Annotated in this window: 21 protein-coding genes; 2 read left to right on the forward strand and 19 right to left on the reverse strand. The window is 37.9% G+C overall.

What is annotated here, in order from left to right; all coding sequences use genetic code 11:
• Window positions 1-28: 28 nt before the first annotated feature.
• On the reverse strand, window positions 29-433 hold the full coding sequence (locus RWN13_RS18410) for a phosphate-starvation-inducible PsiE family protein (protein WP_314066631.1): 405 nt from the start codon (window positions 431-433) through the stop codon (window positions 29-31).
• A 350-nt stretch (window positions 434-783) separates the two neighbouring features.
• Here RWN13_RS18410 and RWN13_RS18415 point away from each other — a divergent pair, with 350 nt between their 5' ends.
• Window positions 784-1,302, forward strand: coding sequence for a hypothetical protein (locus tag RWN13_RS18415; RefSeq protein ID WP_314066633.1), 519 nt, complete (start codon window positions 784-786; stop codon window positions 1,300-1,302).
• A 221-nt stretch (window positions 1,303-1,523) separates the two neighbouring features.
• On the opposite strand, the gene RWN13_RS18420 is transcribed toward RWN13_RS18415, so the two are convergent.
• From RWN13_RS18420 to RWN13_RS18480, 13 genes are all read right to left on the reverse strand, one after another.
• Window positions 1,524-2,789, reverse strand: a complete 1,266-nt coding sequence (locus RWN13_RS18420; protein ID WP_314066636.1) for an oligosaccharide flippase family protein — start codon at window positions 2,787-2,789, stop codon at window positions 1,524-1,526.
• An 86-nt stretch (window positions 2,790-2,875) separates the two neighbouring features.
• Window positions 2,876-3,586, reverse strand: coding sequence for a CpsD/CapB family tyrosine-protein kinase (locus tag RWN13_RS18425; protein WP_314066638.1), 711 nt, complete (start codon window positions 3,584-3,586; stop codon window positions 2,876-2,878).
• A 60-nt stretch (window positions 3,587-3,646) separates the two neighbouring features.
• A complete protein-coding gene (locus RWN13_RS18430) occupies window positions 3,647-4,363 on the reverse strand; it encodes a Wzz/FepE/Etk N-terminal domain-containing protein (RefSeq protein WP_314066641.1) in 717 nt (238 codons plus the stop codon).
• Between the two features lie 124 nt (window positions 4,364-4,487).
• Window positions 4,488-5,723, reverse strand: a complete 1,236-nt coding sequence (locus RWN13_RS18435) for a nucleotide sugar dehydrogenase (RefSeq protein WP_314066644.1) — start codon at window positions 5,721-5,723, stop codon at window positions 4,488-4,490.
• Between the two features lie 4 nt (window positions 5,724-5,727).
• The gene (locus tag RWN13_RS18440) at window positions 5,728-6,750 is read right to left on the reverse strand and encodes a glycosyltransferase family 4 protein (protein ID WP_314066646.1); all 1,023 of its coding nucleotides are present in this window, start codon (window positions 6,748-6,750) and stop codon (window positions 5,728-5,730) included.
• 73 nt (window positions 6,751-6,823) lie between these two features.
• Window positions 6,824-8,086: an O-antigen ligase family protein gene (locus tag RWN13_RS18445; protein ID WP_314066649.1), complete on the reverse strand. Its 1,263-nt coding sequence runs from the start codon at window positions 8,084-8,086 to the stop codon at window positions 6,824-6,826.
• Complete coding sequence (locus RWN13_RS18450) at window positions 8,079-8,834, reverse strand: WecB/TagA/CpsF family glycosyltransferase (protein WP_314066652.1); 756 nt, start codon at window positions 8,832-8,834, stop codon at window positions 8,079-8,081. Before RWN13_RS18450 ends, RWN13_RS18445 begins: the two co-directional genes overlap by 8 nt.
• The gene (locus RWN13_RS18455) at window positions 8,834-9,505 is read right to left on the reverse strand and encodes a sugar transferase (RefSeq protein WP_314066654.1); all 672 of its coding nucleotides are present in this window, start codon (window positions 9,503-9,505) and stop codon (window positions 8,834-8,836) included. Before RWN13_RS18455 ends, RWN13_RS18450 begins: the two co-directional genes overlap by 1 nt.
• A complete protein-coding gene (locus RWN13_RS18460) occupies window positions 9,484-9,936 on the reverse strand; it encodes a hypothetical protein (protein WP_314066657.1) in 453 nt (150 codons plus the stop codon). The genes RWN13_RS18455 and RWN13_RS18460 overlap by 22 nt, the downstream gene beginning before the upstream one ends.
• An 87-nt stretch (window positions 9,937-10,023) precedes the next feature.
• On the reverse strand, window positions 10,024-13,770 hold the full coding sequence (locus RWN13_RS18465) for an immunoglobulin-like domain-containing protein (RefSeq protein ID WP_314066660.1): 3,747 nt from the start codon (window positions 13,768-13,770) through the stop codon (window positions 10,024-10,026).
• A 373-nt stretch (window positions 13,771-14,143) separates the two neighbouring features.
• Entirely contained in the window at window positions 14,144-15,622 is a 1,479-nt protein-coding gene (locus RWN13_RS18470) for a helix-turn-helix domain-containing protein (protein ID WP_314066663.1), read from the reverse strand.
• A 307-nt stretch (window positions 15,623-15,929) separates the two neighbouring features.
• On the reverse strand, window positions 15,930-16,439 hold the full coding sequence (locus tag RWN13_RS18475; protein WP_314066665.1) for a recombinase family protein: 510 nt from the start codon (window positions 16,437-16,439) through the stop codon (window positions 15,930-15,932).
• Window positions 16,440-16,884: 445 nt separating this feature from the next.
• Entirely contained in the window at window positions 16,885-18,885 is a 2,001-nt protein-coding gene (locus RWN13_RS18480; RefSeq protein WP_314066668.1) for an alpha/beta fold hydrolase, read from the reverse strand.
• A 530-nt stretch (window positions 18,886-19,415) separates the two neighbouring features.
• Here RWN13_RS18480 and RWN13_RS18485 point away from each other — a divergent pair.
• Window positions 19,416-19,559 (forward strand): hypothetical protein, encoded by a 144-nt coding sequence (locus tag RWN13_RS18485; RefSeq protein ID WP_314066671.1) that lies wholly within the window; start codon window positions 19,416-19,418, stop codon window positions 19,557-19,559.
• Window positions 19,560-19,632: 73 nt separating this feature from the next.
• On the opposite strand, the gene RWN13_RS18490 is transcribed toward RWN13_RS18485, so the two are convergent.
• From RWN13_RS18490 to RWN13_RS18510, 5 genes are all read right to left on the reverse strand, one after another.
• Complete coding sequence (locus RWN13_RS18490) at window positions 19,633-20,439, reverse strand: metallophosphoesterase (RefSeq protein WP_314066673.1); 807 nt, start codon at window positions 20,437-20,439, stop codon at window positions 19,633-19,635.
• A gap of 1 nt (window position 20,440) precedes the next feature.
• Window positions 20,441-21,223: a phosphonate ABC transporter, permease protein PhnE gene (gene phnE / locus RWN13_RS18495; protein ID WP_314066676.1), complete on the reverse strand. Its 783-nt coding sequence runs from the start codon at window positions 21,221-21,223 to the stop codon at window positions 20,441-20,443.
• The gene (gene phnE, locus RWN13_RS18500) at window positions 21,220-22,005 is read right to left on the reverse strand and encodes a phosphonate ABC transporter, permease protein PhnE (protein ID WP_399553701.1); all 786 of its coding nucleotides are present in this window, start codon (window positions 22,003-22,005) and stop codon (window positions 21,220-21,222) included. The genes phnE (RWN13_RS18495) and phnE (RWN13_RS18500) overlap by 4 nt, the downstream gene beginning before the upstream one ends.
• Window positions 21,989-22,762, reverse strand: coding sequence for a phosphonate ABC transporter ATP-binding protein (gene phnC, locus RWN13_RS18505; protein WP_314066683.1), 774 nt, complete (start codon window positions 22,760-22,762; stop codon window positions 21,989-21,991). Before phnC ends, phnE (RWN13_RS18500) begins: the two co-directional genes overlap by 17 nt.
• 65 nt (window positions 22,763-22,827) lie before the next feature.
• Window positions 22,828-23,754 (reverse strand): phosphate/phosphite/phosphonate ABC transporter substrate-binding protein, encoded by a 927-nt coding sequence (locus RWN13_RS18510; RefSeq protein ID WP_314066685.1) that lies wholly within the window; start codon window positions 23,752-23,754, stop codon window positions 22,828-22,830.
• Window positions 23,755-23,803: the final 49 nt, after the last annotated feature.

The following is a 23,803-nucleotide window of genomic DNA, read 5'->3' on the forward strand; positions in this document are numbered from 1 at the left end:
AACTCCGAATGATGTTGTTTGAGCGTGCTTAGTATGGTTCCGACTCATTCTCTGAAGCAATTGCCCCTTTGCTTATGGTTTTCTGCATAATAACTAAGGTGCAAACTAAGACTAAAATAGAAATGGAAACTAGCAATGTGTCTAGAGCATTAGTCGGACTCCCAATCTGATGACGAAGAATTGCCGTAATACAAATGTAAATCAAATAACGAATTGGAAGATGATGGTCCTCTTGAAGATAACGTAAAATCATTGTAAAAAACTCGAAAAATAAAAAGAATGATAACACATCATGAATAACCTGATCGGGATTCCCCTCTGAAATCTGAAAAATCTCTGATCCGATTCCCCAAATTTGTCTCCCCATAATAATAATTAATAACATACCCAATACAATTAAAAAGGAATCTACTACCCGATTCACTATTTTCATCGATTTTGCACTCACTCGAAACCATTCCCTTCTGTTTGAACAACTACCTATACCGTATCTTAAAGCATAAAAGCACTTATTTTCAAGAATATTGCCTTATTCTAAAAAAAATGGCCATAGGAGCCAGCTGATTTTTACTATTAGGCCGAACTATTAGGTTAAAACCAGCAAAGAAAGGCCATAGCGATTCATTAATAGATTTCATATCACATTAACTTTAAAAATGAGTAATAAAAAAACAATAATTATTAATGGGTTCTTCCATTAGCTTCATTAATAGTATAAAATGTACTTAGGGTTGTCCAATGTGATAAGCCACCATAGGAGAAAAACACTGAAAGAGGGCATTTATGAAAAAGAAATTATTAACGACTCTACTTGCATCGATGACACTTATGAGCTTAGCGGCATGTTCAAGCAAGTCACCATCAGCAACATCTAAGTCATCGTCATCTGAGTCAAGCCAACAAGCGTCAAGTTCAGAGGTACCTGAATCTACAAAGGAATCATCTAGTTCAAAAACGAGCGATTCAAAGAATTTTTCACTGATGATTGAAGCAGCTCAATCGCAAGTTCCTAGCTTAAAAGAACAAAATGCAGCAATGTATTCTGATATTGCGATTACAGAAGGGGAAGACAGCACAGTCATTTATACTTATACCTTTGCTCAAGCATCTGAAGTAGTTCCTGATGTGGAAGCACTTAAGCCTACGATGGTCAAAGCCATGAAACCAGTAATTGATGGCATGAAAGGTTTATTTCCAGATGTGAAAATTCAAGTAACTTATCTAAATCCTGATAAATCAGAGTTAATGGACTTTATTATTACTCAAGAAGATACCGATAAAATTGAGGCCGATGCTCAGTAAATACCGGACTGGTCCTCTAAAATAAATCATTCAATCAAAGAAAGTGTTGCTACCTAGGAGCACTTTTTTTGTTCCATCTTTTTTTCTTTAGGATTATCCCTTCAATAGTCTTGCAGTCAAAAGATTGTCTTCAACATCTGCAATGTCCAAACTAGCAGTATCAATTTCTTCTCAAACAATTTCAACAAAAATATGATGTCCTATTTCTGAAAAACTGTGTTTCAATTGTTCTTGCCTGAGATATTAAGTAAATAGAGCCAAGAGATTATTCCTGAAATAAGATAAGAAGCCAACAAGGCATATGGAATCCCCATAATGCCATATCTCGATAGCATCAACAAACAAAAAAATAAGTGTAACAACATGGTCATCAATGCATTTAACATATTAAATTTTGCTCTCCCAATGGCAGAAAGAATATTGCCCGGCAACATCCTAAACCCGGCATTAACTGAAAACACCACCCAATAAACCCTCATTAAAGGTACAATTTCCAAATAACTTTTCCCATATAAAAGTTGCACAATCCCAGGCGTCAATAGAATGGCAACTATCGCCACTAAACTAAAGACACCGAAAAAAACCATTTGAATATTTTTCGATTTTTCAAGCACCCATCGCTGATTTTCAGAATTTTTAGAGAAGTACGGAAAGATAAAAATGATAATGGCAGTCGCAATAAATTGGACCCCCATCGGAATTTGCATCGCCGTTTTATACTGAGTAGATATTAATGGCCTAGCAATAACATTATTGACAATAAACCCTTCATTAATAGGCAATATAAGGGATAATCCATTGGCTAACATGGAATAAAATGAATAGCTAACAAACTCTTTTCTGTTACTTTTTTTTAAAGCGAAACGGCTCTTTGATGTTCGATACCTTTTTAGCATTTGCAACAGAATCAACGAGGAAAAAATAACTGATAAATATCTTGAGATAACAACTCCTTTAAGGCCATATAAATAGGCTAACACCCCCATTGACAATAGCATCAATAATGAATACACAATCGTGATCAAGGCATAGTCACAGTACGCTAGCCGCCCTCTTAAAATCATGGTCCCATATTCAAAAAGAAAGGTACAGGTTGGGCTCAAAATTAACAGCAGCAATAACTGACGTACACCTGAAAAAGGAAAATGGCTCGCCTTTATAATCACCAAAAAGATGGCCATCAGTAAGCAATTAAACCCTATCCCTACTTTTAATCCCCAGAAAATGTACGCTTTCTTTTCACCTGCTGAACTATCCATACTGGTATAGCGCAAAATAGATGTTGATACACCAAACCCATTCATTATTAAAAAAAAAGACAATACATTATCTACATAGGCTAGTTTTGCAAAATCAGTTTTCCCTAGTAATCTAACAATAAAAACACTTGAAGAAAACACTAAAAATTTGACTAAAAAATTGCCGAAAAACACATAAAAGAAACCCTTTCCTTTTAACTTATCAAGCTGTACTTTTATTTTATCCATAGCACTCCTTCGCTCTTCTTAATCAGTTACTAATATCTTCTCCAGTGAGAGTTGGTAACTTTTTTACACTCCAACTAAATCACTCCTTACCTGTCAGTCATTGAGAGGTAAGCATAATCCTGATTGTCAGTTTCCAAACTAGCGTCATTGTAGATAGCTCCAATCACATAACTGTTCACCATTGCCAGCAAGTGCTTAGCTTTCATCACTTTTGCTTTTTCTGAAACCCCTTCTCTCACGACTAAAATAGTCCCATCGACCTTGGCAGAGACAATTTGGGCATCTGTCACACTAACAACTGGTGGCAAATCAATAATGACAAGATCAAACTGATGTATCATTTCGTCCAAACGCTGAGCCATAGCTTTAGACCCTAACAATTCCGACGGCTTTTGCGATGTCCCACCACTGGGAATCAAATAAAGATTGTCAATTTTAGTCTGCTTGACACTGTCGCTGATTGCCAGTTTAGGCTGAGCTAATAGATTGCTTAAGCCAGTCTTATTTCCATAATTAAATAAGTGTGTCAATGATTTTTTTCGCAAATCCCCATCTACTAACAGAACCTGTTTTCCTGTATTGGCAAAGATAATTCCCAGATTAATTGATGTTGTCGTTTTTCCTTCTCCTGGGATTGAAGAGGTGATTCCCAGTGAAGTCAGCTTTTTGTCAGTCATGGCGAATTCGATATTAGTTCGAATAGTTCGATATTGCTCAGACACAGTTGAATGTGGAAATATATGCGACACAAAATTTGCCTTTCGATTATCCAACTTTGTATATTTCTTTTTTAACACGGCAAACACTCCTCGTTTTAATTTGGCCTTACCTTATGAGCTTGTCAATCAACCATGAGGTTACTTTCTATTTTCTCTCACTGATAACTCTCTCAGATTAATTGTTGAGACTACTCCAAGATTGGCATAACCAAGGGTTGAGCTGATGAAATTCTCATTTTTCACTCGCTTATCCATAAATTCTGTAAACAATATCAAACTGATTCCCGTCAACAAACCAAAGATAACACCACTTATCATATTTAAGACAGCATTAGGCGAAATGGCTTTTGAATTAACCGTGGCAGGTGCAATAATGGAAATCTTTTGGTTACTACCTAACAATTCTTGAACTTTCGTCTGAAAGACACTGACTACCTTCTCCACAATTTGCTTGGCATTTTCGGGAGAACTATCGATTACTTCAATCGTGAATATTTGTGATTTTTCTTCACGGCTCATGCTCACCATATCCTGCAATTTTTTAATTGAATAATCCCCACCCTCTAAATCTGCACTGACTTCAGCCAAAACCGCAGGGCTGTTTAATAAATTATCATAGGTATCTAACATAGTAATATTAAAATTCAACTGATCCATTTCTCTTTCTAAAGTCTCATGACCACTCTCGGAAGAAAAGCCTAACACTAGATCAATTTCAGAGCTATACTTTGGTATAACAAATACATATGTGATTAACATAACCGTCGATGTACAAATCAGAACTGCCATAATCAATGTGACTAACCGCCTCTTTAATATCAATAAAATCCCTTTAAAACTGATAACTTCTTCCATTCTATGGCCTCTACTTTCCGTCTAAGTGAGACGACTCACGACTATCTTCCATCTTTGGCTATCTCATCTGACAGTCCCCACATGAGCTGTCAATAAGTTGAATAAGCCTACCTATTGCCATTGATCATAAATAATAAGCACCTTCGACCATATATTGCGTATCCAAAATAATTTTGTTTTTCAACTTCCAAAGATTGTCTTTAAGGTGCTGGTGAGCAACCATTATGACGACAACATCAACTTCCGCTAGAAAGTCATCAAAGTTCATCATCTGATGTGTTGTAATAATCTGATTGACCAGCGGATCATAGGTTTTAAAAAGCGGACCGCCTTTTTTTTCTAGCAAAGATTGTAATTGTAAGGTTGGACTCTCTCTAACATCATCTACATTTTCCTTGTAACTAAGCCCATATAATCCAACACGAGAGTCATCAACCAATTCATTTTCGTTCATAATCGCTTTTATTTTCATTCGTACATGCTCTGGCATTTTTTCATTAACTAACCTAGCAGTTCGAATCAATGGGGTTTGTTCCGGAAAAGCCCCTACTAAAAACCACGGATCTACTGATATACAATGCCCACCAACACCTGGCCCAGGCTTTAAAATATCAACTCTGGGATGCTTATTTGCAATTCTAATCACTTCATACACATCTAATTCATCCGAACAAATTTTGGCAAGTTCATTCGCAAACGCAATATTAATATCACGGTATGTATTTTCGACTACCTTCGTCATCTCAGCCGTCCGTATACTTGTCACCTCAATTTCTCCACAACAAAAACTCTGATAAACTTCTTTTATTCTCTGAGCAATATTTGAGCTATCAGCCCCAATAGTTCGCGCATTCTGTTTTAACTCCTCAATCATATTTCCTGGCAAAATCCTCTCCGGAGCGTGTGCCAAATGAATATCCTTGCCAACGACTAAGCCAGCCTCCGCCACTATAGGTCGAATATATGTGTCAATCGTTCCTGGCGCTATAGTGGATTCAAATACGATAACGGCACCTTTTAAACAGACTGATAACGTTTCTCTTAAGGCTTGAATGAGAAAGACGGGATCCACTTTCTTAGTTTCTTTCACATAAGGGGTGGGAACGGCAATAATATAAAAATTAGTGGCCTGATACTCTCGCGAAAATGAAATCCGTTGACTTAACGCCTTTTCAAACAGCTCGGCCATGCCTTGTTCTGTAAAAGGTAATCTACCTTGTGACAATTGTGAGACAAGTTGCTCTTGGCAGTCTGTCCCCGTGACTTTATAACCCGATGCGGCTAACATGAGGGCTGTTGGTAACCCTGTATATCCTAAGCCAATGACATTAATTCCATTTTTCAATTCCTTATTATTCATTTTTTTATAGATCTCCTTTTTCTAACTCATCATAGAGCATATTCCACTTATCAAAAAACGACTCAATTGAAAACTTTTTTTCGATTCTTTGACGAGCAGCCACAGACATGGTCTGCCTCAATTCTAATTGATTAAAATGTCGTTTTAAGCCATCAACCATCGCTTCCAAATCTCCTGGCGCAACTAAATAACCAGTCTCAGAATCAATGACTTGTGGAATCCCACCTACACTGGTTGCCATATTAGGAATTCCAACAGCCATCGTCTCTAAAACTGACATAGGCAGCCCCTCATGATACGAGGGTAATAAATGCAAGCTGGCATCTGCAAACAGTAATAGTTTGGTTGCTTCATCAATCCAGCCACCGATAAACACATTTTTAATTTGGCGATTTTTTATCAGATGTTGCAACTCTGACGTGTCCCCATCACCAAACAAAAGAAAATTAATTTCCGGTAATCGTTGAGCGACTTGCAGAGTGTCAAAACTACCTTTCCGTTCCCCAATTTTCCCAAGAGTGATAACATTTAACGACCAAGGATTATATGGATGACTCTCAATGAGTGATACAGCATTTTCAATAACCACAATATTAGTTGAAATAATCGTTGAATAAAACAACTTCCATTCCTGACTCAACACAACCACTTGATCGGTAGCAGATAAAACCGTCGCGATTAACCACTTGACGGGAGCAGATGACTCTTTAAAAAAAACATCAAATTGTGAAGCATGCATATGAAAAATTAGCATTGCTCTTTTTTTAAATAACATCGCCAAAAGTGACTTTCGAAAAAAGCTACCATTTTGTGCCACATGAAAATGAAGGACAGTCTTTTCCTCTTTTTTGACTCGTTTATGCAACTGCCAAATCGCATTAAAGACTTTTGCCAATATGTGACTTGAATTCCAAGACTCCACGTACTCTATTTGATGATTCCCAGCATAATACCGTTGAAAATTACTAATGACCGTAGCCATCCCGCCTTTTTCTTTAACACCAGGTCCTACCATTATCACTTTCATATTCTTCATCCTTTCATTTCCCTCAGATAGACCTTCATTCGCCAGGCACTTAACAAACCTCTTACAACAGGCATCATGTAGCACCATCCTGTTGTTCTGACGTATCCACGATGATTCCTGAACAAATTAAACCGAAAAGTGTTGAGGATAATGCTGAATACAGGACATGCCCAACAAAAAAACTATACGTTAATGAAATCAAAAACAGATGACCAAATATGTTATTCTTTCTCTGCCGATTCAAGCGATTGTAAAATAAAAATGCAACACTTATGATGAACAGGTTCACGGCCCCTAAGGAAAAAAAAGTGTCAAAAAAGTCCATTTCCACCAAACCATAACGACCAAACATTAGCAGACGTTGCTCCACCCCAAAGCCAAAAAAGAAGGCAAAAAGCCAAGATTTATTGTTAAAAAAAAGCGTCGTCGCTTCCTTGAGATAAGTACTTCTTGAACTCGTTAATAATCTAACAAGATCTCGATTGTAATGGTAATAAAAAAAAGTCAATCGATTTATCACACCTGCTAACTTCTCCTCTATGAACTCCTGACCATGCCACAAAAAAAATAAAAAAACGATCAGAAGCATCATAATGATGACCATTTTCTCAAGTCCGGTCACCTCATTCATCAAAAAGAGTAATTGAACCAATACATAAACGGTCAAAAGACAACAAAAAACTAAGCCTGTTTTTGTTCCAATAATTAAGAAACAAAACACATTCATCGAATACAGCAAACCTAAGCTCACCTTTGCCAATGTGTGCATTTTCCCAAATTGACTCACTAAATACCAACCTGAAAAGAAAGATAAGATGATAAAAGCAAAGGTTACATCATTGGTTGCAAAGAAAAATCCTTTATAACCTGCTTGAGAATTTTCATAAGTGAAATTCCCTACCCCCAATATGTAAGGCACCAATAGTCCCAACACAAATTGCACGTTTAACCCAATTAATAAAGGGCTTAATCGCGGCCCAATGGTTTCCTTACGCTGATACACATAGTATGGAATTAATGACCAAAATAAACATTTAATTAAAACCGAACCATCTGCAATAATTATGGATAATGGATAATTAAAATAAACGGTCTGCAAGAGTAATGTGCTCAAGACGAACACCAATACCAGAGCTGTGTAAACAGTTAATCTAGTTTTCTTTAAACCCTTCCGTAAAATGCCCACCAGTAAAAAAAGAAAAAAGTAAAAACGATAGAGTATCCCAATTGGAAAACTGTAATTGAGAGACAAAAATAACCCATTCAACACATCAATTACTGGGAACATTCCACAAATTACTAAAAAGCCCTTATTTGATTTATCGACCCTACTCATGACCCTTCCTCATCCATTTCTCTTGCAGAACATTTAATATAAATGACACATTTCCAATAAAATATCGTTTAAACATTCGTTTTGGCTCTTGTAAAAAACGATACACCCATTCTAAACCTGATCGACGCATCCAAGTTGGTGCTCGCCTGGTCACACCAGCCACTATATCAAAGCTACCACCCACCCCCATGACAAAAGGAACCGTTAATTGCTCCCTGTGGGCATTAACCCAGTACTCCTTCATAGGGCTAGAAAAAGCAACAAATAAAATATCGGCCTGAGAACGCGAAATTTTTTCAGCAATTTTAACAGACTGAGCCTCATCAAAAAAACCATTGTGATGCCCCACAATCTGCAATTTAGGGTACCGTCTCAAGTGGATGGCCTTCACCTTTAAAACAGTTTCTTCTTCTGCTCCAAAATAAAAGACTTTGTATCCCTTACGCTGCGCGAGTTCAATTAGATTTTCAAAAATGTCAATTCCCGTAACCCTTTCTGGAACATCTATCCCTAGAAAACGTCCGGCCCAGACAATTGACTGTCCATCCGCATTAATGAGAGCAGACTCATTAATAATCGCAGCCAATTTAGCATCTCGTTTAAGTAAATTCACCTTACTTGCGTTCAATACCACATGGTGCACCTTTCTTTTTTCTGCGATAATCGTCTCAATCTCTGCCAATGTTTCTGCCATCGTCAGACAGTCTATATGCGTATCTAATAGCATTTCCCTCTTATTGGCCCTCATTAACAAGCTCCTTTGCCATTAAAAATAACTAAGATTGTTCTCAGCATTAACTTAAAATCGTAAAAAATTCCGGCTTTTTCAATATAGATTAAATCGAGTTCAACCATTTGCGAAAAACTTAGCTGATTTCTGCCACTTACTTGCCATAAGCCACTGCAACCTGGCACGACCGCTAGCCGTTGTTTGTCAAAGGCTGTGTAATGCGCAACTTCTTTTGGTAAAGCCGGTCGTGGACCAATTAAACTCATTTCCCCTTTCAAGACGTTTAGTAGCTGCGGAAATTCGTCTAAACTAGTTTTTCTTAATAATTTACCAAAGGATGTAATTCTAGGATCCTCTTTAATTTTAAACATGGCCCCATCTATTTCATTTTTTTCAATTAACATTGGCAACTTGTCCTCCGCTGCCATTTCCATCGTCCTAAATTTATACATCACAAATGAGGCCCCATTTTTCCCCACCCTAACTTGCTTAAAAAAAACGGTGCCTCCCCACTCTTCGGCTTTAATTCCCATTGCGATTAGCAAAAAAAAAGGGAGCAACAAGCAGAGGCCTATCAGTGATAGCGTAATATCAATCATTCGTTTCGCAATCCGATAAGCTAGCTTTGGATTTAAGGACCGCTCACCCTTTAATTGAGTGACTTTCTCTATTTTTTTTTGATTTTCCAAGTCTTCACAACCTTATCTGTTGGCTGATATGTTAACTTTTCCGGCAGAGTTTTGCCCTCTAAAGAAAAATTCAATTCCCCTTCAATCCTTTCACCTGGCGCAACTGAATCACCGAAAATAACGAACGAATGGTCGATTTCATATGTTTTACCATCCATAGCTACGAGTTTAAAATCAGCAGCACCCAAACCTTTTGATACCGAACTCAAATTTTTCCCTGTCACAGGAAAGGTGTAAAGAATCCGTTCATCGTCTTTTTGAGTCACAATATCTGTTGTTTTAACCTCAGAGAACTGAATTTCCAAACCATCAATTACAACACTTTCTTCTTCAACTAACTTAATACTGTTTTCGTTTTCTCTTTCTTTTTTTTGGGTACAACCTGACATTACAAGTAAAAGAATGGTAATTAATAAACTAATTTTTTTCATTTTTTCCCCTTTTTAACTGTGAGGATGGGACAACTGACAGTCCCATCCTCACTTTTTTTACACATTGTTAATCATTAGGCAATTTGGTTACTTGAAAGTCACCCATAGTTTTTCTGATAATAGTTCTCCCTTTTCATCATAAGAATCCAACGTTAATTGATCTCCTGCTTTTACCAGAGTCGGATTAATATAATAAGAAAACTGCCCATCGTGGTAATTCCCTCCCCAGGAAACCACTCGATCGTTATGAGACAATCGCGCCCTCGTCATAGTTCCCACATAAGTGCCCGTAATAGTAGGTGCGCCTAACTTGTAAACAGCATTATTAATCCCCTGTTCTGACACTGTGACTAAAAGGTCTTCTGTCAATAATTGATCATCTGCCCCATATCCATTTACTTTAACCTCATCCCCTGCTTTGATAACACCGGGAGCAACATAATAGGTGAATTGCCCTTGTTTAAAACTTCCCCCCCAAGAAACAGCTCGTCCATTAACAAAAAGTCGACCCTTGGAAACCAAACCAGAATACGTGCCTTGAATTGACCCACCTAAAACATAACGTGCCTCAGTAAGCTGACTATCTGGCACTGAGATTGACACAATGTGATTCTCTGAAAGTAAATTACCAACATGATCGTAGCAACTTAATACCACCACATCATCGTCCTTCATACGTTTTGGCGACACATAATAAGTGAATTCCCCGTCTTTAAAGTCGCCTCCCCAGGACACGACCTGGTCATTAATGGTCAACTTGGCCAAAGCAATATTCCCTGCATAAGTTCCCTTAATCGTAGTATCACCCAACAGATAATTCGCTGTCTTAATCTCACCCGTCGCCTTGCTTAACGAAACTGAGACATTTTCCTGTAAAAGACTGCCATACCTGTCATAGGTATTTAATGTCACTTTATCTTCCTCTTTAATCTGTCCCGATTTAACGTAATAGCAAAAGACACCATCTTTAAACTGACCTCCCCATGAAACAGGTTTGTCATTAATAATCAATCGAATTAAAGAAACATCATCTTTGTAATTTCCAGTTATTAAATTACTTCCTAATATATGACTTGCTTTTTCAACTTGCCCCTCAGCCACGACGACTACCTTGACTTCTTTTAAATCAAGTAAGGTTTCATTTTTCGCAAAGGCTTCAAGTTGAACTTTATCACCTTCTTTAATCCGACCTGAACTAACGTAGTAGGAGAACTGTTGATTTTTAAAAGCACCTCCCCATGAGATTACTTTATCATTAACCTTGAGACGAGCTTTTGACACAGCACCATTGTATGACCCTTTAATGAGATTGCTACCAATAACATAGTCTTCCACTAATATATCGCCGATTAACTCTTGGACTTCCACTGTCGTAAATTCTGACTGATTGTTTGCAGAATCAGTTGCCGATATCAACACGTCAGTTCCAGCCTCTAAAGGTTCTATCGCCATGACAAAACTGCCATCCTTTTCAGCGATAGTGCTGCCTATTTCCAAATTCTCAACAAAGGCTTTAACCAAGGAGCCCCCTTCAGTTGTGCCAGAAATTTCCTTATCAATCACCAAAATGGGGTTAACAACTGGCGCTTCTGGTGCAATTACATCCTTAACAATTTCTGTTACAACGTGACTAAACACACCATCTTTAGATGCCCTTAATTCAACTTTTGAACCAACATCTAACCGATTACGAAGTAAAAAACTAAATTGACCCTTGGAATCTGCATTTCCTTCATAAAACTCAATATTATCCCCGGCAACATTTTTGACATCAATGGTAATACGAGCACTAGCAAGAGCACTTCCCTTAAGTATTGTTGACGTATTCGTTACTTCTTCAAGAATTGGCGAAGCTAAATAAATTTCACCTACCACAACTTCAGCAGCATCAGATGAATTGTTAGCCTGATCAGTTGCCGTCACCTTGATAATAGTGTTCGTCCCTTGTTTTGCGATCGGTATTGAAAATTCACCTTCTTTAGTTGCAGTTGCTTCACCAATCACTTTCCCTTCAACAGTGGCTCTCACAATTGACTCAGGTTCAGCAGTTCCTTTGATGACTGTGTCATCCTTTGTTATATCGAATACTAGCGGGATTTCAGGCGGAGTCGTATCTTCAACTGGTACTATCGTTACAGGACTAGTCAAGCCCTCTTTAGTCAGATAGACATCCACTTGGGCGATATTTTCCAAACTTTTTACCGGCACTGTGAAATCCCCCTGTGAATTCGTCGCCCCTATTAATTTATCCGTTTCTTGATCATCTTTATCTTTTAGGACGATATTTACATCTGCATTAGGCTCGCCATTCCCATTGATGTTTGTCGATTTATCCGTTAGCTTATTAACTTTGGGCATGACAATAGATGTTCTCGTGACCACCATCGAAGCCTCTTCGCTCACCAAGCCAGAGGGTTTAATTTGGACCGCTTTGACCACAGTTCCTATTTCTTGTTTAGGTATTTCTAGGATGAAACTATTGTCCTTCAAAACTTTAGTTGTCACTTCATCACCATTTGGTAACGTTACTTTAATCGTATTGCCAGATAAGCCATATCCTTTTATCTCGCTATCTTCGTTTGAAATAACGGTTAATTCAGGTTTTTCTGGATGAATAACATCTGATACTTTTACTGTTTCTTTATCACTCCTAAACCCATTAGCTTCTGAGTGAAGACCGATGCTTTCACCAAATTCTGGTGTTTGAATCGGAACAACGTACGAACCGTCATTTTGTGACTCAGCGTAATACTGCTTTTGAGACCCGTCAATTTTATCAATAGTCGCAATCACTGTGACTTGTCGATCAGCAGTACCAACGACTTGTGTGGCAGTATTAGTGACCGGCTCTACCTGAGGTTTATCCAACTTGCCTTGTCGAACAAGAACATCTCTAGGCTCGCTGATATTTCCTGCAAAATCCTTATTCCTGACCAACAAAACAGTACCAGCTACTTGTCTTGGAATTTCAAACATAAATTCACCGATAGCGTCTGTCTGGCCTGTTACTAACTCACCTTCACTTGAAGTGATAGTAATTTCAGTATCAGGCTCCCCTACCCCTTGAATCACTGTAGATGTGGTATCAACAACCGTTCGAATAGTCGGTTTAACCGGTGCCGTCACATCGGTATTAATTACCTTAATTTTTTCAATCCTCAAGCGAGACGTTATTTGTCCATAAATACCACCCCAGTTATTATAAGCCTGTAGCGATAAGTTGGCATTACCATCCTCTTTAGCAGTATAGGTCAACGTCTTTGTTGAAAATTGATTACTATAATTAATCGTTTCTATTTTTGCTTCCTCATCCCCTTGACCAAAAGAATAAATCAACTTCGAACTAGATGGACTACTTAATGGAGCGCCGCCAAATTCTCTAACATCAAAAGTTACACTATAGGTTTGCCCTTTTTTCAAGTAAACTTCCTGTTCCAAACACCCTGCTGAATAGGCGCCTGTATTAGAAGCTATGGTAAAGCCGCCGCCTTCAGATCCATTTTGATAACCTGTGATCCAAACTTTATCTCCCATGACATAATAACCATCACTGTTTTCTTGCAATAATTCAGCCAGAACCAATGTACCTATGTGACTGTTACTGTACTTCATTGTCCAACCTGGGAATTTTCCGTTTTCCATCATCACTTCTGGGTTACTCAATAGATTGTCAGGCGTCACAATTTCCGCATTTAAACTGGTAGCGGAAACCTCACTGACATTTTCAACAGTTGCTAGGGCCACTGTAGGTGAAATGGCGTTACAAAGCATACTCGATACCAGAAACAAACTTGCATAATTTTTCATTGCACTCTTCGTCATTTTAATTTTCATGTGTTCTCCTCAGTTATTATTCTTTTTAATCAACCTCTACCTCTGTGCTTCAAATCCGTTCACTTTAACACAAGCTAGGTCTTGTTTACTTAACCTCTCCAAATAGTCTTACTCCATTTCATACTTGAAACATAACAAACTCCTCCTTTTACTGATATATCTTCTGAATTATAGAAAAATAAAAAAAACTATTAAAAACAACATAGTTCGCATTTTTTTATTTGACTACCAGATACATTTATAGTGTATGTCAGAATCCTTTCTTTTTTCCGTCAAAAAATAGGAGTTAATTTATTTTTTTTGACAAAAAAACAGGAAACCTTTACCTAAAGGCTCCCTGAATGAACTAGACGTTTTCTGATTCTTGGTTATTTCAAGAGTTTATTTGTCGATTCGCGTTCAAAATAGTATCAGTTCTTTTCGATTTCAATTCAAAATAAAGGTCATTGATTACTCTAACTAATTTTCCAATATCACCTTCAACGTAGTCCTGAATATAAAAATAAGCGACGTTAGAATTACTTCTAAAATATCCATCTGATACGATTAAATGTAATCGATGATTATCTAAGCGGTTAACAAACTCTATCGGAACATCCGTACAATTACTGATTTTCTTTTCAATAAGTTCTTTCTGTCTAGAACCATATTTACTGTATACATGAACGACCACACCTGATTCATTTTTCAAGATAAATTCCCCTACTATTAAATGAAATATTTCTTGGCTTAAGGGAATTGGTTGCTTTATTTTACTGTGATAAAAACTAAAAAAATTCTGATAAATCGTTGAAAAAAAACTATTTTTTTCTAAATTAATATCTTCATATTCAATCTTAGTAATCGATGTGAACATCTTATATTTTTTTATCGCTAGGAATAGATTGGTTTTCAAAAATAATAGATCATCCTCAGTAAAGGTGATCGCCATATAATCAGAAAAGGTCTCAATAATTGTATTAACCTGAAATAACTCATCACTATTATAAAAATTAGAGGAACAATCAACGGATACGTCCCTAATTGTTTCCATATCAATGATGCCACCAGTATAAAAAAAGAAATACAGAAACCTATACTCATTTTCAATAACATTTTTGGCCAATGGTGCTTGTGTGATTTTAAACATATTGGCTTTAAAACGCTCATAAGAATACTGCTCAAACCCCATACTAATTTCTTCTATTGAATCCGACAATTGATTTCCTTGAAAAAAACGACTTCGACACACACTAAAGAATTTGCTAAACCGATCAATAAACTGCTGTGACGTCTTCGGAAATATATCACAGAAACGATCGTAACTAAAAACAGTTTGACTAACAAAAGGACTTATTTCATATTGACTGATATCAAATAACAGGTAAAAAAAGTACCTGATACGCTCTTCCTTACCAGTAAGAACGTAAGTTTTATTACGCCTTTTTATATCCAAATCGTAAGTACGCAAAATACATCGCAATAGTTTTAATTTTCTTGACACTGTCGATTGACTAAAAAAGAAAGTTTGAGAAACTTTTTCTAGTGTTATTTTTTTCCCATAAAATAAATCTACTAATATATTAAAACAATAACTTTTCTTTAACAAAACACCGAAGTAGTAACCTAAAGAAAAACCATTTTTTTTAATAAATTTATAATGACTAGCTCCCGATGTTTCAATTTCCATCGTTTGATCTTGATTCACCAGCTCCTTTAGCTCGTGAATCAACTTACTCAAAGTTTGTTGACTCAACTCTGTCACTACAAATAGTTCTTCATAACTTACAACTTGATTTTCGATAGCGCTGACATATTTCAACACTTTGTATAATAACTGATCTTTTTTTTCTAACATTAGTTCGATATCCATTGCTCATCTCCTAAGCTAGCTATAAAAATTCAGATAATCTGTACCAAATTACTAGTAAAACTTACTAACTATTTTAAGGAGAGACGCTTGCTCAAGATTAGAAATTCTAATAAGTTTGGCGGAAGTGATTAGCTACAAATCAAACTTAAGACAATCATACAAATCGTCATGTCTTTTGATTCAATTTGATCGTAATTTTTTAATAAAACGCAAACTTTCCCACTAGTTTGAGTAATCAAACGTACAAGTTTATCTGACCGACATTTATCGAAGGCAACTCTTCATTATACTGAACTACCCTTAGTTTTTATTTGTATTTGTGAACAGTTCCAATTGAGACATCGCAAATACTGACAATCTCTCTGATAGTCTTCTTTTGTTCTCGATAAAGAAACTGAATTCGATTGATCTTTTCGGCTTCAATTCTTGGTCGCCCCACTATTTTCCCTGTTTTTTGTGCTTTTCTTAACCCTTCTCGTGTCCTAGACCCTATGATTGTTTTCTCTATCATGGCTAACTTACTTAATAAAGAGAGGTATTTGTCATCGCTCTCCATCTCCTTATCTAAAAAAATCAACTGACTCTCATAGAGTTGCAGAAGCGCCTCTATTTGGCTATAGGCCCGTAACGAAATATGAAGTGCTTCGATATTTGTCACAACAATTTCGTTCCCTTTGTTTTCCTTTAAAAAAGAAAGAAACTCATTTGTTCGATCCCCATTACTCTTAACCACTTCTACCTTTTCGCACTTGCCTTCCTCGTATAAACGAATCAAGTCTGACGGGTCTGGATTAAAGACCGTGTATCCAATTTTCATATACTCTTCCCCTTTCAAGCCATACACTATCCAGTCTTCGTATCATGTATCAATCAATTTACCACAGTATACTGAACACTTCTCCACACCTGATTAGCAGCATCAAAAGAAATTGATCACGTTACTAACACGATAGGTATAAATATAGATAGTTTCTGAAACATCCTCCATAATTGCTCTCATTATTCCAATTCTTTAATTTCTCAACGTCACAACAACTCAATTAATTGATTTAAAAACAACATAATAATAGTGTAAACTAAAATGACTCTTTTTTTTGTCAAATTGTTTACAATATTATAATTTTTTTGACAAGTTTTTCTATTATTAGACATGATATTCTCTCTTTAAGAAAAAAGGCGACTCTTTTTAAGATTATTAGACTTGCTGTATTAAAAAAATGAGCTGACACATAATTATGTGACGGCTCATTTTAATTTTACATTTAATTAGACACTAGCACAATAGACTCACTGATATTGCCTTTCACATCCTGATTAACTAAATGAAGCACTGTCCCTGTTTCTTGTTTAGGAATCGTCACAGTAAAGCAACCTGACTCATCTACCATAGCCTCAAGAATAACCGCTCCACCAATTGCTCTAAGTAAAACAGTCGAGTTAGGTTCCCCTTGGCCCTTAATCTTAGTCCTATTTGCCTCTATTTCCAGACCAGTAATAATGACCTTATTTGGCGGGATTACATCAGTATTAATCAATTTAACATCAGAAAGATACATCGCTGTATTGGTACGACCAAACCAATTGTAAAAAGTCATCTCAGAGCCTAAGCTAATAGTTTCTACCCCACTGCTGACAGGGGTGTAAGTCAATTTTTTGGTAACTTTATTGCGGGCTGTCTGTTTTTCCCGTTTAGTAACTTGGCCAAAGCCGTAGTGAATGACTTGTTCACTGTATTCTGTTGGATTAGGGTTCCACGAGTTGAATGACAACTCATAGTTTTGACCTTTAATCAAGGCAACATCCTGCCCCACATAACCTGCTGATTTTTCCCATTTTTTGTAGAATTTCAATCCATTTTCATCCACAGAAATCGCCGAAATAATGTCTTTTCCTGACCGTTTCAACACAAATTCATACGGATTAGACTGCCAGTTTTCACTAAAGTTAACACCGTCATTGCTTAATTTCCAAGACTCAAAACTCGTTTCACTTTGATTCCGTTTGAATTCTGAATTTATTAACAGATTTCTAGTTTCGGCCAACTCTGGTCTTGAGCTGGTCATTTTCTCAACCGTTGTCAAAAATGAAGCGACTTTTTGTCGATACGCCTCTCCCCCAACTGTAATATTTTCTGCATGACCCGAGCCAACAATAGCTAACTGGTCTTTATAGCCGATAGCGGCAGCATATAATTTATCTTTAGCAATCGGCGGGATAAACCAATCTGCTGTTCCATGGATAAATAACTTGGGTACATTGGAGGTTGAAACAGCCTTTAAAGGCGAAATTGAAAATAAATCCACTTTCAAAATCGGTTTCACATAGTGATCGTTTAACGAATCGATAATTTGACTTTCACAATTATACCAGTCAATCGAGTTAACAATTGGGATATACTGTAAGCGTGAGGTAATTAAACGCGTCACATCACGAGCTTGTTGCTCAATTGAATAATAACCACAGTCTTCAATTAATGCTTCCACGTTAGGATGCGGCGTCTCCTGAGACATCATCACAGTGGCCGCCCCCATAGAAACACCGAATAATACAATTTTTTGATTAGGCTTGGTTGTCAGTTCTTGGTCAATCCAAGCATTGATATCATTTTTTTCATAGGCTCCAAAAGCAATATATGACCCTTCACTTCGGCCATGAGAACGTGCATCGGGCACAATAACATTATAACCTAAGTCATAGAGCATCTCAGCTTCCTTCATAATGTTCATGGCATTAGAACGATAGCCGTGTTGCACCACAGCTGTTTTATCTGACTGATTGTCCACATAAAAGGCATGGAGTTTAACATTTTTTCCAGTTGGCTCATCATACACGGATAAATAACGGTCACTTTTTCCGGCTACATGATCAAACCAGCTACTCTCTCCACTGCCACCTAATAAACCAAATAATTCAGCCGCATTAATAATCGTATTTTCTCGCCTAACTGTCACATCAAAAACCAGCGCTGATATTAATTTATTAGCAACAGCACCAAAATTACGAGCATTAGGATTCGCGTTATCAGTTAGATACGCTTCAATCTCGCTAATTAACGCCTGCTCACTGTCAGGCAGTCGTTCCCGATCTCTTTCGCTCTTCGCTTCAAAGGGATCCTGTCCTTCAGCTGATATCATAGAACGACTTGTACTCTGGTTGACAAGTGGCCCTTCACCAATTATCACCATATCCTCCGCTGCCAATGCCGCTGGTCCAACTGCCGTCATCAACAATAAACTTAGACCTAACTTAATAAACTTTTTCATATCCGTCTCCTTTTAAGTTCGTTTACTTTACCCTTTAAGAACATTACCATTTTTTTTATAAAAACACAAGTTTTTTATCAGACCTATTAACCCATTTTATCTATTAAGCAACCTTCCCCATTAAAAATCAGCTGCATTGGGACAGTCGGTTAAAATAGCTATTTGGACTTTCGTTTAAATAAAGCAATGTCCTCTTCGCCGTCTCCACCATTTTTTTACCAGCTCTTAAGGAGTAGAGTAGCTCCCAGCGATTGCTAAGGTTCTCGTAACAATTCTCAGCATTTTTTAAAAAAAGTCAGCTAATTTTTCGATTTACGCACTTTTAATTAATATCTGTCTGCCATTTATGATTTAGCTATTTCCTTCTCATATTTACACCCGTTTAGTATTTATCAATGATCGATTTAAACAACCTTTCTATCGCATGTTGCAAGAAAACGACTCATTTTGCAACAAGTTAAATCTTAAATAGTCAACGAGTGATTGATTCGTTATAGGTAATTTATCAACTAAGAAAAGAGCGTGACAAAATGAACTCACCAACTACAAAAAAAGGCTATTCAATCACTGGAAGTATTTATGGCTCCTTAGTATCCTATTACATGATTATCCAATTTGTCTTAAACAGTGTTCAAGGGATTATGGCTACTATTGCATTTTATTTGGTGCCCTGATGTCTATTGCCATCATATTATCGATTCGCAGACTCACTCAAAACCCCCGTTGAAGACCTTCAACGGGGGTTCATCATTCTTCTAGCATATTCACTCGGGCAATGACCCTTCCCGTAATAAAATTTTCGGTGGTCTGCTGATTAATTTTTCCCTCTTTTATGCAATAAACGTTATAGCCATACCGTTCTTCAAACCTGACCTGACCGACGCCTTCATCCTCCCCGACAAAAGACATTCCCCCAGCCGTATAATACTGAATCCCCAAGAGATCCCCTGTATAGGCGTGATGCGTATGACCATTTAATAAAGCCAACACGGGATAATCTTGAATCAGCTTCAGCAATTGGACCGACTCCGGTAGCCGAGGAGTACTACACTGCTGCTCCAATAAATGATGATGGGTGATTAGTAAAACAGGCTTATTGCCCACGACTTCCAACTGTTTTTCCAACCAGTCAAATTGGGACTGGCTCATCTGGCCATCAGCCATGCCATAAACCGAGCTGTCAAAAGAAATCAATTCTATTCCATTAAGACTCATCACCTGATTATAAGGCGCCTCACTGCCCTCTTCAGCCAGCCATCCCTTTCGAAAATGGGCTTTAATATCATGATTACCCAAAGTTACCAGAATAGGGATGTCACCGATTTGCTCCTTAAACCATCTTTTTAAATAACGATAATCCTCAACTGATCCATCTTCAGTCAAATCCCCACTGATAATCACTAAATCAAGAGCCATGCGCTCTCTCACATGAGTCAGACAGGCGGCAACGTGAATCAAAGGATTTTCCATCTTAGCAATCATGCCCTTATAGCCTTTCTCAACTACGTCACAAGACTGACAAAAATGGATATCCGACATATGTAATATATTCATCTTATCTCAATTTCTTTCTAATTATTCCCGTAATTAAATCAAGTAGAAAAACCGTCACAACCACACCTAACAAGATGATGCTGACTTTACTCCAATTACGAGTTTGTATGGCAAATATTAAAGGGGCACCAATTCCGCCGGCCCCTACAAGGCCCAGTGTCGCCGCACTTCTAACGGCAATTTCAAAATGATTTAAAGCCAGAGAACTGTATATCGGCATTAACGATGGAATTCTCACAAAAAATAAGGTTTGCCAAAAATTAGCACCTATCGCTTCGACTTCTTCAGTTAGACTTTCGTCCATCCCTTCAAGTTCTTCGGTAAAGAGCTTGCCCAACATGCCAATCTGGTGAACACCAATCGCCATCACACCGGCAAAGGGACCGGGACCAACTACTTTCACAAAAATAATCGCAAAGACTAGCTCTGGAAAAGCCCGCAATAAATTACAGAGAAATTTACCTAATTTAGACAGATATGGTAAGGAGGGCCATAAATTAGTCGCACTTAGCAAGGTAAAAGGAATCGCCAAAACAGTCCCAATCGCCGTTCCTAAAAAGGCAATGCCAATAGTTAAGATTAACAGACTAATCAAATCCTCACCACTACCATCGTATAAAAAGGACCAGTCAGGTTGACTCAAGCCCTTTAAGACATCTAGTCCCATGGCCAAAGAAAAACTGCTGAGACCAGAATAATCAATACTAACTGCCGAATAAATAATTAACAGCAATAGAAGAGACAGCCACAGAATGGTCTTTTTACTCAGATCTTTCAGTATCATTGCAACGACCTCCTAACTCGCTCACTTAGTTTATCAACGATAGCCACCGTAACTAAAATCGTTAATAGGATAATCGAGACCCGCTCATATTTTAATAAGGCCAGTGACGAATTCAAGATAACCCCAATCCCGCCAGCTCCCACATAGCCTAAAACAGTAGAGGCTCTGACATTGACTTCAAAGGCATAAAAAGAATAACTGGCAAACTGACTAAAGACCTGAGGGGCAACGGCCCAAACCGCCATTTGTGTTCGATTAGCTCCCACTGCTAGTTGGGCCTCAATCGGTTCAAAATCAATGGTTTCAATCGCTTGAAACATTAACTGCGAAACCATTCCAAAAGTAAAGACCCCAATCGTTAAAACCCCTGTGGCTTCACCAATTCCAAAAATAGCCACAAACAAGGCCGCTAACAGCAAGGTAGGAATCGTTCTCACAACCCCTAGAATAAAACGGAAAAAAGTCGACACAACAGGATTTCCCGTCACTACTGTAGTCGCTAGAAAACTAACGGGAATCGCAATTATCACACCGATAAACGTTCCTAGCAACGACATCTGCAAGGTTTTAATCAATGGCCCAATCAGCTTAGGAAAATAACTAAAATCAGGATGAATTAATCGAGATAAAAATACCACAATCTGATCGGAATGAGTCGCAATCTTTTGAAAATCAGCCTCAGTTACCCAGACACTTCCTTGAAATAACAGTAGCAACAAACAGACGATCAGCAGTTGTTTACGCCACTTAAAATGAATGGTATCCTTAGGCTTCACTGACATCCCCTACCTTTTCTTCAAAGATCCGCTTCCCATAAATTGACTCCAAGCGCTCATCAGTTAATGCTGCAGGCAAGCCATCAAAAACAATTTGCCCCTCTTTTAACGCAATAATTCTGGATGAATAATCACGAGCCAAAGGAATCGAATGTAAGTTTATCAGAATAGTCTTCCCCATGGTCTGATTAATCTGACGCAAATCGTCCATCACTTTTTCAGTGGTGATCGGATCTAGCGACGCCACCGGCTCATCAGCTAAAATAATCGGCGCCTGTTGGACTAACGCTCTTGCAATTAACACCCGTTGTTGCTGGCCACCACTCAATTGATCACTGCGGGTATGCAATTTATCTGATAACCCCACACTGGTCAGAGCCTCAACTGTTCGGCCATAGTCTTCTTTTGTAAAAAGTCCGAACATGCTTTTAAATGTGCTGTAATAACCTAAGCGTCCAGATAAGACATTTTTTTGTACCGTGCTTCGTTTCACCAAATTAAAGTGCTGGGAAATCAAACCGATTTCCCGACGAATCAAACGTAACTCTTTTTTCGTTGCTTGGGTGATTGAGCGACCATTAACCTGAATATCCCCGGTTGTAATGGGAACCAGCTGATTGACGGCTCTTAGCAATGTGCTTTTCCCCGCCCCACTTAGGCCAATAATGGCGACAAACTCCCCCTCATTGATTGCTAAATTAATATTTTGTAACCCTTTAACTCCGTTTGGATAAATTTTCGAAACATTATCGAAAATAATCATTTTTTTCGCCACCTATTCCATCAATAGAAACCGACACGTCTTAATTGTCGGTTTCCTGTTAAGATTTATTCCGCTGCTTTTTCAGTGTATTGACGAATCGTGTCATAGCCATTGTCAGCAGCCTCTTCATATCCTAAGTGACTCCAAATCGTCATGGCTTCTGCGCCTTTTTCATCATCCTTCATCTTTAGAAAAGCGTCTTTTACTTGTTTTTTTAGTTTCTTATCCATTGAAGGTTGAACCGCTATAGCGTCATTGGGAATGTCTCCCTCAGTTAAGTAGAGCACTTTTAATTCTTTAAACAAATCCTGATCACCAAAACTAGCTCCGAAAACATTTCGAGCTCCTTCAAAAACAAAAGCAGCGTCCATTTGACCATTTAATACAGCTGTTATTTCACTTGGAATGTCGTTTACCGTCGTTAAAGTCGCTTCAGTCGTTGGATCAACGCCGGCCTCTTTCAACTCCGCTACTGGATAAATATAACCACTGGCTGAGTTAGGGCTTAACGTGGCGATTTTTTTGCCTTTTAAGTCCGTTAATTTCGCCATGGGACTGTCAGCTTTGACCAACACTTCTCCTTTAAAGGTATTGGTCAATTCACCTTTAATTGGCAAACCGGTCTGTTCATCTGTTTCCCCAAGTTGAGACGTTAAGATGGCTTCAGCCGCATCCATGTCTTTGGCTTGGACATAAGCAGCGGGCGGCATAATCCCGATGTCTACTTGTTTCGACGCCATCGCCTCAACAATTGTCGAATAATCAGTAGCCAAGGTTACCTTAACATCACGATCAAGTGCCTTTGATAAATACTCAGCAAAAGGTTTTGTTTTAGCTTCCATGGAACCGTCATTGTTAGTTGGCACAAACTGAACGACTAATTCTTTTTTCTCTTGATCACCACTTGCAGATTCCTCTTTTTTACCACAACTTGCCAATGTCGCCACCACTAAGACTACTAATAAACTTATCCCTAATTTTCTAATTCTCACTTTTCTTCCCCCTATTTAGCTTGTTTTTGACTTGCATTCCTCTTACCTC

It is taken from the genome of uncultured Vagococcus sp., from assembly GCF_963518325.1.
In the GTDB taxonomy this organism is placed as follows: Bacteria; Bacillota; Bacilli; order Lactobacillales; family Vagococcaceae; genus Vagococcus_D.